Genomic DNA, 11,894 nt, shown 5'->3' with positions numbered 1-11,894 from the left:
CGGAGGATGGAACGGCTACGCCAAAGAGCGGCCGCCAGGCCCGGTCACCTTCAGCAACGGCCTCAAACGTTTCCATGCCATCGCCGAGGGCTTCGCTCTTGCAAATCCCAACTAACCCGCACAACGCAAATGTGTGCGCACGCTAGCCCACAAGGGGAGAAGGGGAAGAAGCCCTTGCGTCGCGCTCCTTCGGCCATACTTATAGATAGAGACCCGCAATCCAGGATGGATCGATGACGATCGAGAAAATTTCGCGCTCCGTCGTTGCCGTGCGCGCCATGGTTCCGGACGACGCTTTCACCGCCAATGCGCTCGGCACGCGCCGCGAAGGCAGCGGCGTGGTGATCCGCGACAATGGCCTGGTGCTCACCATCGGCTATCTCATCACCGAGGCCGAGGAAGTGTGGCTGACCGACCAGGACGGCCGCGTGGTGGCGGCGCACGCGCTTGCCTACGACCAGGAAACCGGCTTCGGCCTTGTGCAGGCGCTGTCGCCGCTCAACCTCCCGGCTGTGCAGTTCGGTAACGCCAGAAAGGCCAATGTCGGCGATGCGGTGACGCTCGCCGACGGCATCGGCCAGCAGGTCGACGCCCACATCGTCACCAAGCAGGAATTCGCCGGCTATTGGGAATATCTGATCGACGAGGCGATCTTCATCACGCCCGCGCATCCGTCCTGGGGCGGGGCCGCGCTGTTCGATCGCGACGGCAAGCTGCTCGGCATCGGCTCGCTGCGTCTGCAGATGAGCCGCGCCGGCGAGGTGGCCGACATCAACATGGTCGTTCCCATCGATCTTCTGACGCCGATCCTCGACGATCTCATCAAACGCGGCCAGGCGGCCAAGGCGCCGCGTCCGTGGCTCGGCGCCTTCTCGGCCGAGTCGAACGGCATGGTGGTGGTGATGAGCGTGGCCGAAGGCGGTCCAGCGGCGAAGGCGGGGCTGCGCCAGGGCGACATCATCTCCGACGTGCGCGATGGCGAGGTCGACGGTCTGGCCGATTTCTACAGAAAACTCTGGCAGAACCCGGCCGGCGCGGAAATTCCGCTGCGCGTCGTGCGCGACGGCCGCGAGACCTGGCTGCGCGTCAAATCGGCCGACCGCAATTCCTTCCTGAAGAAGCCGCAGCTGCAGTAGCCCTGAAGCGCCGATGCATCCCAGGCTGCTGAAGACTTTTCTGGCGGTCGCGCGAACGCGCAATGTCACGCGCGCGGCGCAGGAGGTCAATCTCGCCCAGTCGAGCGTCAGCGACCAGATCCAGGCGCTGGAGACAGAGCTTGGCGCCAGCCTGTTCACCCGCTCGCGGCAGGGGCTCGCTCTGACGCCGGTGGGCGAGGCGCTGAAACCCTATGCCGAGGACTTGCTGGCGCTCGCCGACGACGCTCGCGCCGCCATCGATGCCACGAGGGCCGAGGCGGCCGGCAGCCTGGCGATCGGCGCGCTGGGAACGATCGCCTCGGCAAGACTTGCCGGCTGGCTCGCCGGTTTCCGCGCCGCGCATGCCGGCATCGACATCAAGCTTAAGGTGGCCGGCAGCGGCGAGTTGCTGCGCCGGCTGGGCGACGGCGAGGTCGACGTCGCCTTCTGCTTCGAGCGACCGCCCGAGCTTGAAGACGCCAGCGCGCCGGACCGGCGCCTGGCCAGGCGCGTGGTGGCGGTCGAGCCGCTTGCGCTGATCGCGCCGCCCGGCGACAACCGGGCGGACGTCGATCTGGCGGCGCTGGCCGAAAAGCATTTCGTCGCCACCGAGACAGGCTGCGTCTACCGCGCCATGGTCGACAGGGCATTTGCCGAAGCAGGTCTCGGCAAGCCCAGCCTCGCCGCCGAAGCCGGCAGCATCGACGCCATAGCCGGGCTTGTGGCGGCCGGCGCAGGCTTTGGCCTGGTGCCGCGTCTTGCGGTCGCCGCCGCGATCGATCGCGGCGAGGTCGCCGAGCTTGCCTGGCCCGGCCCGGTCCGCTCGGCCGACATCGTGATGATCTGGCGCCGCCGCCGCGTCCAGCCGCCGGCGCTGAAGGCGCTGCTCACCGCCATAGGGGAGGGCTTCGCCCTGGTCACACCAGCCGGTGCCCGCCCTCGACATGCAGCGTCTCCCCCGTCGTAAAGCCATTGCCGATCAGGAAACCGATCGCGTCGGCAATGTCGTCGGGCCTTCCGACCCGCCCCGCGGGCAACCGCTCCGCCATGGCGGACAGGGTCTCAGCCTTCCTGTCGCCGGCGACGAACTCCCAGATCGGCGTGTCGACCCAGCCTGGCGAGACGGCGTTGACGCGGATCGGCGCGAGCTCCACGGCCAGTGCCCGCACCAGCCCTTCCAGCGCCGCGTTGACGGCGGCGACCACCGAACCGCGCGCCGCCGGCCGATAGGCCGCGATACCGGAGACGAAGGTGAGCGAGCCGGTCGGCGGCAGCTTCGGCGCGCCGTGCTTGGCAAGCAGCAGCGGCCCATAGAACTTGCTTTCCACGACCCGCTGCGCGGCTGAAAGCTCGATCTCGGGCAACAGGCGGTACGCGCCTTCGATATCGGCCGCCGTGCTGACGATATGATCGAGCTGCCCGATACGCTGAAACAACGCCGCAACCTCATCCTCGCGGCTGATATCGACCACCGCCGTTTCGAGCGTGGCAGGTCGGCCGAGCTCTTCCCGCGCCGCGTTCAGCTTCGCCTCGCCACGCCCGCCGATGATGACGTCGGCGCCCTCATCGAGACAGCGCCTGGCAAGTGCCAGCCCCATGCCCGAGCTGCCGCCGACGATCAGGATCTTTTGCTTGTCCATGTCCATGCCTTTCCTTTGCATGGACGGTCATGTGGCAGCCGGAAGCTCCAAGCGGAAACGGAAGAAACCGATAGGCCTATCGGGGACTCCGATGACACCCTCAGTTCCGCCTGGCGCTGGCGAAGACGACGAGGTTGTCGTCCGGATCGCGCATGCGCATGATGTAGAAATCCTTCGCATCCTCGACTGGGCCGGGCTTGAGGCCTGCATCGGCCAGCCGCTTGCGTTCGGGCTCCAGCGGCAGGACGCCAATGGTCAGCGTGCTGGTGCCGGCTCTGTCCTTGTCTTCGAAGAGCTGCACTTCCGCGCTGTCGGTGAACTGCCATTCGACCAGCCCTGCCATTGGCCGGCGGGCAGGGGCCTTGCCGAACAGCTTCTCGTACCATCGCGTGCTGGCTTCGAGATTTGAACAACTGACATGGGCGAAGATTGTTTCGATACCCATCGAACTCATCCTCCGTTCGACTGCGATGAGGCAGGAACGCGGCGCCGAGCCGGCGCGTTCCGGCCGGACAGTACTTATCGGTCGCTTTTAGCCGTCTGCTGACAGGAGCTGGCAACAGTGGCGGCTACAAAACGCGAGGAATCGTCCAGACTGTCTGGAAGCAAAACGAGGTGACGATGGCCCCCATCAAAGTCGATCCAGCAAAAGTGCGCGAGTTCCCCGATGCCGAAAGCTTCTATGCGTGGCTCTCCGACAACCATGCCGGCGAAAGCGAGGTCTGGATCAAGGTTCACAAGGTTGGTTCCGGTCTCGCCTCGATCACACCGAAGGAGGCGATCGACGTCGTGCTCTGCTTCGGCTGGATCGACGCGGTGCGCAAGTCGCTCGACGACAAGAGTTTCCTGCAGCGCTATACGCCGCGCGGCAGGAAAAGCATCTGGAGCAAGATCAACATCGACAATGTCGCGCGCCTGGTCGAGGCGGGCCGCATGACCGAGCACGGCCTGCGCGAGGTCGAGGCGGCCAAGGCCGACGGTCGCTGGGACCGCGCCTATGGCGGGTCGAGGCAGATGACGATCCCGCCCGACCTGCAGGCCGCGATCGATGCCGAACCGAAGGCGAAAGCGATGCTGGAAAAACTTTCGGCGCAGAACCGCTTCTCGCTCGCCTTCCGCACCCACAACATGAAGACCGAGGCTGGGCGCAAGAAGAAGATCGCCGATCTGGTGGCGATGCTGAAGCGCGGCGAGACGATCCACCCGCAGAAGAAGGCATGATCCCGAAAAGTGGTTGCCGGTTTTCGGAAAAGATCATGCCTCATTGACACCGCAAACAAAAACGCCGCCCGGAAGGGAGGGCGGCGTTTTCGGGAAGCGATGATCCTGAACCCTTTGCAAAGCGGTCCCGGATCATCCGGTCATGAAGTTGGAAAGCGTCAGGCCTTATGCGGCCTTCTTCGCAACATGCTTCTTCACATGGTGCTTGCGCACGTGGTGCTTCTTCACGTGATGCTTCTTGGCATGATGCTTCGCGTGCTTCTTCACGTGATGATGCTTGCGGGCATGATGACGGTGATGCTTGCGGTGATGCTTCTTGTGCGGGCCATTGCTGGCCGGCTTGGCGGCCTCGGTCGCTGCCGGCTTCGCGGCTTCGGTGGTCGCGGCCGGAGCAGTCGCTGTCGCTGCGGTCGTCGCGGCGGCGTTGGCTTCGGTGGTGCCGAGCGCCGGCACCGCGAAAGCGAGCGCGACGGCAAGGCCGAGTGCGGAAAGAATGGTCTTTTTCATAATCGGCATTCCTTGGTTGAGAACGATGTCTTCGTGTCGCGCGCCGCAAATCATCGGCTGCTCCGGTACCGCTTATGACAGCCCGACTTTTCGCGAGTTTTTCCCGACTGTTGAATCTTGTTTCTGGATCGTGTCTGGCGAGGCCCTCGCTCCTGGAATGGGCGCGGGTGGCCGCGTGGCGACCGGCGAAGGGCAGCGCGGTTACACCTCTGCCGCGGCGAGCGCGTTTCCAGCTCGTTCAGGATCGTCACTCATGAGCCATGCCGCATAATGATTGCAGACCCTTCACTCTAATCAAACAGTGCAATCGATGCGATCTTTCAGGCGGTACAAAGAACCGAAGGAGCAAGAGCAATGACCAGCCACACAAATCATTCCGGCAAGGTGGCGCTTGTCACCGGCGGCAACCGTGGCATCGGCCTGGAGACGGCGCGTCAGCTCGCGGAGCTTGGCCTCATCGTGCTGATCGGCGTGCGCGATCTCGCCAAGGGCGAGGCGGCGGCGAAGCGGCTTGGCGGCAAGGTCGAGGCCATCGCGCTGGATGTCGCCGCGCCCGAGGCTGCGGCCCGCGCCGCGGCCGAGGTCGAACGCCGATTCGGTCGGCTCGACATTTTGGTCAACAATGCCGCGATCCATTACGACCCTTCGGCGCGCGCGCTCAGGCCCGACTGGACGGTGATCCGCGAGGCCTTCGAGACCAATGTCTTCGGCGCCTGGCGCGTCGCGGCCGCCTTCGCGCCGCTGCTTGCCGCTTCTGGTCGCGGCCGCCTGGTCAACGTCTCATCGGAGGGCGGCTCGCTTGCCTCGATGGGCGCCGGCGCGCCGGCCTATTCCACCAGCAAGGCGACACTGAACGCGCTGACCCGCATCCTGGCCGCGGAGCTGCGTGGCGCCGGCGTGCTGGTCAACTCGATCTGCCCCGGCTGGGTTGCCACCGACATGGGCGGCCCCGGCGGACGCCCGGTCGCGCAGGGAGCCGCCGGCATCGTCTGGGCCGCGACCTTGCCCGACGACGGCCCGACCGGCGGCTTTTTCCGCGATGGCAAGCGGCTGCCGTGGTGAGCGGCCGCTCAACGAATTCGAAGGAGGCGAACATGAAGATCGGAATCCTTGGCGCCGGCATGATCGGCGGCACCGTCGGTCGCCTTTGGGCGCAAGCCGGACATGACGTGACCTTCGGCGTGCGTCATCCCGCGCGGCTGGCCTCGCTGATTGCCGGGCTTGGCGGCAAGGCCAGCGCCGCCTCTGCGCTCGAAGCCGTGCATGGGGCGGATGCGGTTCTCGCCGCCATCCCGTTCCGCGCCTGGCCGGACATTGCCGGCGAAATCGCGGGCGAGCTCGGCGACAAGGTCCTGCTCGACGCCACGGTTCCCGATCCGCCGCGCGACGGCGCCTTCGGCGATGCCGCGCTCGCGCGGCCTGATGGCGTCGCCTTTGCCGTCGCGCCGCTGCTGCCACGCGCAAAACTGGTGCGCGCCTTCTCGACGGTGATGTGGACGACGCTGGGCAACCAGGCGCATCGCGCCGGTGACCGCATCGGCATCCCGCTTGCCGGCGACGATGCCGAAGCGCTGGCGCTCGCGGAGCGTCTGGTGACAGACGCCGGCTTCGACCCGGTCGTCGTCGGTCCGCTGTCTGAAGCCAAGCGCTTCGATCCCGGCACCAAGGTCTTCGACAGCAACATGAGCGGCCGAGAGGTGGCGGCGGCGCTTGGCCTCGGTTGAGGCTGCCGGAAGATCACGCTGCCGTGACCTGCGCCATGCTACGAAAATAGCATTCCAGGCCCGTGAAATGTGATGCTAGGTTTCGCGCGGCCAGGGCTGCGGCGTGATCGGCAGAGGAGAGCGAGCGGGGCGCGAGCCCGGATTTTCCACGGATACCGGACGGAACTGTTGAACCATCAAGAGGCAGCCGCGTTTCCGTGGTTGCCATATGGGAGGAACCACCAGTGAAAGCATCCTATCTCGTCTCGGCCGCGCTCCTTGCGGCATCTGCAATGCCGGCGGCGGCCGGCGAAATCTCCGACGGCAAGGTCAAGATCGGCATCCTCAACGACCAGTCGGGCGTCTATGCCGATTTCGGCGGCAAATGGTCGGTCGAGGCCGCCAAGATGGCGGTCGAGGATTTCGGCGGCAAGGTGCAGGGCGCGCCGATCGAGATCGTCAGCGCCGACCACCAGAACAAAGCCGATATCGCCTCCAACATCGCCCGCCAGTGGTATGACACCGAGCAGGTCGACGCGATCATGGAGCTCACGACGTCCTCCGTGGCCTTGGCCGTCCAGGGCATTTCCAAGGAAAAGAAGAAGATCGACATCGTCACCGGCGCGGCCTCCACCGACCTCACCGGCAAGCAGTGCTCGCCCTACGGCTTCCACTGGGCCTATGACACGCACTCGCAGGCCGTCGGCACCGGCGGCGAGCTGGTCAAGCAGGGCGGCGACAGCTGGTATTTCATCACCGTCGACTATGCTTTCGGCTATTCGCTGAAGGACCAGACCGCCAAGCTCGTCGAGGCAAGCGGCGGCAAGGTGCTGGGCGAGGTGCGCTATCCGCTCGGCTCCACCGACTATTCCTCCTTCCTGCTCCAGGCGCAGTCCTCCGGTGCCAAGATCGTCGGGCTTGCCAATGCCGGCCTCGACACGTCCAATTCGATCAAGCAGGCGGCCGAATTCGGCATCGTCGCGGGCGGCCAGCGGCTGGCGGCACTTCTCTTCACGCTCGCCGAAGTGCATGGGCTGGGCCTCCAGGCGGCGCAGGGCGTGGTGCTGACCGAAGGCTTCTACTGGGACCGTGACGACAAGAGCCGCGAATTCGCCCAGCGCTTCTTCAAGCGCACCAACCGCATGCCGAACATGATCCAGGCCGGCACCTATTCGGCGGTGACGCAGTATCTCAAGGTCATCGACAAGGCCGGCACCGACGAGACCGAGGCGGTCGCCAAGGAGCTGCATGAAATGCCGGTCAACGACGTCTTCACCGCCAACGGCAAGGTGCAGGCCGACGGCTCGATGGTGCACGACATGTATCTCTATCAGGTCAAGAAGCCGGAAGAATCGAAGAAGGACTGGGACTACTACACCTATCTGGCGACCATTCCGGGCGACAAGGCCTTCATGAAGGCCGAAGACAGCGGCTGCCCGCTCGTCACCAAGTGACGCTCGACACCGCCACCGCTGTCCGGCCGGACAGCGCCGATGAGACGCCGCGGGTGGTGCTTTCCGCCCGCGGTTTGAGGCGCGACTTCGCCGGCTTCGTCGCAGTGAAGGATGTCGACCTCGACATTCATCACGCCAAGATCCATGCGCTGATCGGCCCGAACGGCGCCGGCAAGACGACCATCTTCAACCTGTTGACCAAATTCCTGCAGCCGACCAGCGGCAGGATCGAACTGCTCGGCACCGACATCACCCGCACGCCGCCGGCGAAAGTGGCGCGCATGGGCCTGGTGCGCTCCTTCCAGATATCGGCGATCTTCCCGCATCTTTCCGTGCTCGACAACGTGCGCGTCGCGCTGCAGCGCCCGGCCGGGCTCGGCTACCAGTTCTGGCGCCCGGTCTCGGCGCTGGATCGGTTGACCCCCAGGGCGCGCGAGCTGCTCCGCATCGTCGGCCTCGACGATGCGGCGAACCGACTTGCCGGCGATCTCTCCTATGGCAGGAAGCGTGTGCTGGAGATCGCGACCACGCTGGCGCTCGATCCAAAAGTGCTTCTGCTCGACGAGCCGATGGCAGGCATGGGGCATGAGGATGTCGGCATGATCTCCGGCATCATCCGCTCGCTGGCAAAAGACCGCGCCGTGCTGATGGTCGAGCACAACCTCACGGTGGTCGCCGATCTCTGCGACTGGATCACCGTCATGCAGCGCGGCCAGGTGCTCGCCGCCGGCGACTACGCCACCGTCAGCCAGGACGAGCGCGTGAGGGTCGCTTACATGGGCACCGAGCATGGGGGGACCGAGCATGAGTGAGCCGCTGCTTGCCGTGCGCGACCTCCACGCCTGGTACGGCGAAGGCCATGCACTGCACGGCGTCGATTTCGATGTCATGCGCGGCGAGACCGTTACGCTGCTTGGCCGCAACGGCGTCGGCAAGACGACGACGCTGCGCGCCATCATGGGGCTGATCCGCAAGCGTACCGGCTCCGTTACCTTCAACGGCAAGGACCTGATCCGCCTGCCGCTGCACCGCGTCGCGCATCAGGGCATCGGCTTCGTGCCCGAGGAGCGCGGCATCTTCGCGACCCTCACCGTCGACGAGAACCTGATCCTGCCGCCGGTGGTCGCCAAGGGCGGCATGAGCGTCGAGGAGATCTTCGAGCTCTTCCCCAATCTGAAGGAGCGTCGCAACAGCCAGGGGACAAAACTGTCCGGCGGCGAGCAGCAGATGCTGGCCATCGCGCGCATCTTGAGGACCGGCGTCGAGATGCTTTTGCTCGACGAGCCGACCGAGGGTCTGGCGCCGGTCATCGTGCAGCGCATCGGGGAATTGTTGGCGACACTGAAGAAGCGCGGCATGACCATCCTGCTGGTCGAGCAGAATTTCCGCTTCGCCGCCCGCATCGCCGACCGCTTCTACCTGATGGACCACGGCAGGGTGGTGGAAGGTTTCCCGGTGGGCGAGCTTGCGGCGCACACCGAGAAATTGCACGAGGTGCTGGGGGTATGATCGCGCCATGACCATGATCTTCGGCATCCCCATCCAGGCGCTTCTCGGCCAGCTCCTCGTCGGCCTCATCAACGGCTCCTTCTACGCCATGCTAAGCCTTGGGCTGGCCGTCATCTTCGGCCTCCTGCGCATCATCAATTTCGCCCATGGCGCGCTCTACATGCTGGGCGCCTTCATCGGCTATCTGCTGCTAGTGCATCTCGGTATCGGCTACTGGCCGGCGCTGATCCTGGTGCCGCTTATCGTCGGCCTGTTCGGCATGGCGGTGGAGCGCGTGGCGCTGTCGCGGCTCTACCGCCTCGACCCGCTTTACGGCTTGCTCTTCACCTTCGGCCTCGCCTTGGTGATCGAAGGCGTGTTCCGCTATTATTACGGCGTCTCGGGCAATCCCTATGCCGTGCCTTCGCTGCTTGCCGGCGGCACCAATCTCGGCTTCATGTTCCTGCCCAATTATCGCGGCTGGGTGGTGGTCGCCTCGCTGATCGTGTGCATCGGCACCTGGCTTTTGATCGAGAAGACCAGGCTCGGCTCATACCTGCGCGCCGCCACCGAGAACCCTGAACTGGTTCAGGCCTTCGGCGTCAACGTGCCGCTGCTCTTGACGCTCACCTACGGGCTGGGCGCGGCCCTTGCGGGGCTCGCCGGCATTCTTGCCGCTCCGGTCTACCAGGTCAGTCCGCTGATGGGCTCGGACCTGATCATTGTCGTCTTCGCCGTCGTCGTGGTCGGCGGCATGGGATCGATCCTCGGCGCCATCGTCACAGGCTACATGCTCGGCCTCGCCGAGGGGCTGACCAAGGTTTTCTATCCCGAAGCGTCGAACCTCGTCGTCTTCGTCATCATGGTGATCGTATTGCTGCTCAGGCCCGCCGGCCTGTTCGGAAGGGATGCCTGAGATGAGCGAGGCGACCCTGCACCAGGACCGCGCCGCTGCCTCCCTCAGGCTGGAACGGGCGCTGATCGCGCTGGGCATCGTGGCGCTGATCGTCGCGCCCTTCTTCGTCTATCCGATCTTCATCATGAAGATGCTGTGCTTCGCACTGTTCGCCTGCGCCTTCAACCTCTTGCTCGGCTACACCGGCCTGCTGTCCTTTGGCCATGCCGCCTTCTTCGGCGGCGCGGCCTATTTCTGCGCCTACGCCGTGAAAGCCTGGGGCTGGCCGCCGGAGGCCGCCATCCTGCTCGGCACCGCGGGGGCCGCGGCCATGGGCCTTGTCATGGGTTTCCTCGCCATCCGACGGCAGGGCATCTATTTCTCGATGATCACGCTGGCGCTGGCTCAGATGTTTTATTTCTTCTGTGTCCAGGCGCCCTTCACCGAAGGCGAGGACGGCATCCAGGGCGTTGCGCGAGGAACGCTCTTCGGACTGGTCGACCTCGGCGTCACCATGAACATGTATTTCTTCGTGCTTGCCGTCTTCCTTATCGGCGTCTTCGCCATCTGGCGCATCGTCAACTCGCCCTTCGGCACGATCCTGCGCTCAATAAGAGAGAACGAGAACCGCGCCATTTCGCTCGGCTATTCCGTCGGCCGCTATAAGCTCGCCGCCTTCGTCATGTCGGCCGCGCTCGCTGGCCTTGCCGGTGCCACCAAGGCAATCGTCTTCCAGTTCGCCACGCTCACCGACGTCACCTGGCAGATGTCGGGCGAGGTGATCCTGATGACGCTGCTTGGCGGCATCGGCACCATGGTCGGCCCGGCGGTGGGCGCGGGACTGGTGGTCGGCCTGGAGAATACGCTTGCCACCTCCGGCTTTCCCGTGACGATCGCGACAGGCCTGATTTTCATGATCTGCGTGCTGATCTTCCGGCGCGGGATCGTCGGGGAGATTTATGCGCGGTGGTTGGGGCGCGCCGAAGCCGGCGGCGACAAGCATTGATCTGTGAGCTATCAACTGGCGCCTGGAATTAGGCCGCCCGCTTGGGTTCGACCGCGAACGGGCTGAGCCCGAGCCAGGTCTGCATCTTCCTGCCGATGGCCTTGTCGCCGGTCAGGGCGACTTTCGCGCCGGCCTTCTCGACGGTCAGCAGTCCCATCCAGATTGCGGTCATCGTGTGGAGGTCGGTCGAGACGTAGAGATCGACCTCGAAGCCCGGATCGTACCAGCACAGATCGACTTCGCCATGCTTCTCGACGATCAGCCACCACGAGCGTTTCGACGCCGGGAGATCCTGATACAGAAATTGTATCACGGTTCTTCCCTCGGGCAGCGGCGAGGGGTTCAGATTGCGCCGCATGTCCCACATCAGCAACGACGGATCGAGGTTCTTCAGCGATAGCCGGGACTCGACCCATTTCTGTCCCCAAAAGCCCATCGCCTCGACCACTGGGCGCAAATCGCGGCCCGCCTCGGTCAGCCGATAGTCGAAGATGCCTTTCTCGCCGGGCACTTCTTTGCGTTCCACGATCCCCGCCAGCTCGAGCTCCTTCAGCCGTTGCGACAGAAGGGTCGGCGACATTTTCGGCACGCCGCGGCGCAGGTCGTTGAAGCGGGTCGAGCCCGCAACCAGCTCGCGCATCAGCACCATCGTCCAACGGGTGCACAGCACCTCGGCGGCCATCGATAGCGGGCAGAACTGCTTGTATCCGTGCTGGGCCATGATCGGTTCTCTCCCTCGAAGCCGGGCCGAACATTAGACCTTCATGAATGAAGCGGCGAGTACAGAAACTGTACCGGCCCGGTACAGATCGCGGACTGGTTGGCGCGGGCCCTGCCGTGCGAG

The 11,894-nt window shown here is 65.0% G+C and carries 14 protein-coding genes; 10 read left to right on the top strand and 4 right to left on the bottom strand.

What is annotated here, in order from left to right:
• Positions 1 to 233: 233 nt before the first annotated feature.
• Positions 234 to 1,136 (top strand): S1C family serine protease, encoded by a 903-nt coding sequence (locus tag AC0YKC_RS06745; protein ID WP_320298420.1) that lies wholly within the window; start codon positions 234 to 236, stop codon positions 1,134 to 1,136.
• A gap of 13 nt (positions 1,137 to 1,149) precedes the next feature.
• Positions 1,150 to 2,103: a LysR family transcriptional regulator gene (locus AC0YKC_RS06740; RefSeq protein WP_488510558.1), complete on the top strand. Its 954-nt coding sequence runs from the start codon at positions 1,150 to 1,152 to the stop codon at positions 2,101 to 2,103.
• Here AC0YKC_RS06740 and AC0YKC_RS06735 read toward each other — a convergent pair.
• Together AC0YKC_RS06735 and AC0YKC_RS06730 are read right to left on the bottom strand one after the other, a co-directional pair.
• Positions 2,054 to 2,782 carry an SDR family oxidoreductase gene (locus AC0YKC_RS06735; protein ID WP_488510557.1) on the bottom strand — a complete coding sequence of 243 codons (729 nt, stop codon included), beginning with the start codon at positions 2,780 to 2,782 and terminating at the stop codon, positions 2,054 to 2,056. The two genes, AC0YKC_RS06740 and AC0YKC_RS06735, sit on opposite strands and share 50 nt — an antisense overlap.
• A 94-nt stretch (positions 2,783 to 2,876) precedes the next feature.
• Positions 2,877 to 3,221, bottom strand: coding sequence for a VOC family protein (locus AC0YKC_RS06730; RefSeq protein ID WP_434722217.1), 345 nt, complete (start codon positions 3,219 to 3,221; stop codon positions 2,877 to 2,879).
• 176 nt (positions 3,222 to 3,397) lie between these two features.
• Between AC0YKC_RS06730 and AC0YKC_RS06725 the strand changes: the two genes are divergently transcribed.
• Positions 3,398 to 3,997: a YdeI/OmpD-associated family protein gene (locus AC0YKC_RS06725; protein WP_320298416.1), complete on the top strand. Its 600-nt coding sequence runs from the start codon at positions 3,398 to 3,400 to the stop codon at positions 3,995 to 3,997.
• A gap of 165 nt (positions 3,998 to 4,162) precedes the next feature.
• Here AC0YKC_RS06725 and AC0YKC_RS06720 read toward each other — a convergent pair whose 3' ends face one another.
• Positions 4,163 to 4,504 carry a hypothetical protein gene (locus AC0YKC_RS06720; protein ID WP_434722218.1) on the bottom strand — a complete coding sequence of 114 codons (342 nt, stop codon included), beginning with the start codon at positions 4,502 to 4,504 and terminating at the stop codon, positions 4,163 to 4,165.
• A 354-nt stretch (positions 4,505 to 4,858) separates the two neighbouring features.
• Here AC0YKC_RS06720 and AC0YKC_RS06715 point away from each other — a divergent pair, with 354 nt between their 5' ends.
• The 7 genes from AC0YKC_RS06715 (at position 4,859) to AC0YKC_RS06685 (ending at position 11,050) form a co-directional block, all read left to right on the top strand.
• Positions 4,859 to 5,566, top strand: coding sequence for an SDR family NAD(P)-dependent oxidoreductase (locus AC0YKC_RS06715; RefSeq protein WP_488510556.1), 708 nt, complete (start codon positions 4,859 to 4,861; stop codon positions 5,564 to 5,566).
• Between the two features lie 32 nt (positions 5,567 to 5,598).
• The gene (locus AC0YKC_RS06710) at positions 5,599 to 6,228 is read left to right on the top strand and encodes an NADPH-dependent F420 reductase (protein ID WP_488510555.1); all 630 of its coding nucleotides are present in this window, start codon (positions 5,599 to 5,601) and stop codon (positions 6,226 to 6,228) included.
• 224 nt (positions 6,229 to 6,452) lie between these two features.
• Positions 6,453 to 7,661, top strand: coding sequence for an ABC transporter substrate-binding protein (locus tag AC0YKC_RS06705; RefSeq protein WP_488510554.1), 1,209 nt, complete (start codon positions 6,453 to 6,455; stop codon positions 7,659 to 7,661).
• Positions 7,658 to 8,473 carry an ABC transporter ATP-binding protein gene (locus AC0YKC_RS06700; RefSeq protein ID WP_488510553.1) on the top strand — a complete coding sequence of 272 codons (816 nt, stop codon included), beginning with the start codon at positions 7,658 to 7,660 and terminating at the stop codon, positions 8,471 to 8,473. Before AC0YKC_RS06705 ends, AC0YKC_RS06700 begins: the two co-directional genes overlap by 4 nt.
• Entirely contained in the window at positions 8,466 to 9,170 is a 705-nt protein-coding gene (locus tag AC0YKC_RS06695) for an ABC transporter ATP-binding protein (protein WP_488510552.1), read from the top strand. The genes AC0YKC_RS06700 and AC0YKC_RS06695 overlap by 8 nt, the downstream gene beginning before the upstream one ends.
• A gap of 7 nt (positions 9,171 to 9,177) precedes the next feature.
• Entirely contained in the window at positions 9,178 to 10,065 is an 888-nt protein-coding gene (locus AC0YKC_RS06690; RefSeq protein ID WP_320298409.1) for a branched-chain amino acid ABC transporter permease, read from the top strand.
• A 1-nt stretch (position 10,066) separates the two neighbouring features.
• On the top strand, positions 10,067 to 11,050 hold the full coding sequence (locus AC0YKC_RS06685) for a branched-chain amino acid ABC transporter permease (RefSeq protein WP_488510551.1): 984 nt from the start codon (positions 10,067 to 10,069) through the stop codon (positions 11,048 to 11,050).
• A gap of 28 nt (positions 11,051 to 11,078) precedes the next feature.
• On the opposite strand, the gene AC0YKC_RS06680 is transcribed toward AC0YKC_RS06685, so the two are convergent.
• A complete protein-coding gene (locus AC0YKC_RS06680) occupies positions 11,079 to 11,771 on the bottom strand; it encodes a winged helix-turn-helix transcriptional regulator (protein WP_434722225.1) in 693 nt (230 codons plus the stop codon).
• Positions 11,772 to 11,894: the final 123 nt, after the last annotated feature.

The sequence above is a fragment of the Mesorhizobium sp. CNPSo 4661 genome (assembly GCF_057784215.1).
This window is presented reverse-complemented; position numbering and strand designations above follow the sequence as displayed.

Bases quoted from the DNA above. Each gene is read 5' to 3' on its own strand.
- AC0YKC_RS06690 (WP_320298409.1), top strand. From the start codon at position 9,178: ATGACCATGATCTTCGGCATCCCCATCCAGGCGCTTCTCGGCCAGCTC.
- AC0YKC_RS06735 (WP_488510557.1), bottom strand. From the start codon at position 2,782: ATGGACATGGACAAGCAAAAGATCCTGATCGTCGGCGGCAGCTCGGGC.
- AC0YKC_RS06745 (WP_320298420.1), top strand. From the start codon at position 234: ATGACGATCGAGAAAATTTCGCGCTCCGTCGTTGCCGTGCGCGCCATG.
- AC0YKC_RS06695 (WP_488510552.1), top strand. From the start codon at position 8,466: ATGAGTGAGCCGCTGCTTGCCGTGCGCGACCTCCACGCCTGGTACGGC.
- AC0YKC_RS06730 (WP_434722217.1), bottom strand. From the start codon at position 3,221: ATGGGTATCGAAACAATCTTCGCCCATGTCAGTTGTTCAAATCTCGAA.
- AC0YKC_RS06740 (WP_488510558.1), top strand. From the start codon at position 1,150: ATGCATCCCAGGCTGCTGAAGACTTTTCTGGCGGTCGCGCGAACGCGC.
- AC0YKC_RS06680 (WP_434722225.1), bottom strand. From the start codon at position 11,771: ATGGCCCAGCACGGATACAAGCAGTTCTGCCCGCTATCGATGGCCGCC.
- AC0YKC_RS06725 (WP_320298416.1), top strand. From the start codon at position 3,398: ATGGCCCCCATCAAAGTCGATCCAGCAAAAGTGCGCGAGTTCCCCGAT.
- AC0YKC_RS06685 (WP_488510551.1), top strand. From the start codon at position 10,067: ATGAGCGAGGCGACCCTGCACCAGGACCGCGCCGCTGCCTCCCTCAGG.
- AC0YKC_RS06720 (WP_434722218.1), bottom strand. From the start codon at position 4,504: ATGAAAAAGACCATTCTTTCCGCACTCGGCCTTGCCGTCGCGCTCGCT.
- AC0YKC_RS06710 (WP_488510555.1), top strand. From the start codon at position 5,599: ATGAAGATCGGAATCCTTGGCGCCGGCATGATCGGCGGCACCGTCGGT.
- AC0YKC_RS06715 (WP_488510556.1), top strand. From the start codon at position 4,859: ATGACCAGCCACACAAATCATTCCGGCAAGGTGGCGCTTGTCACCGGC.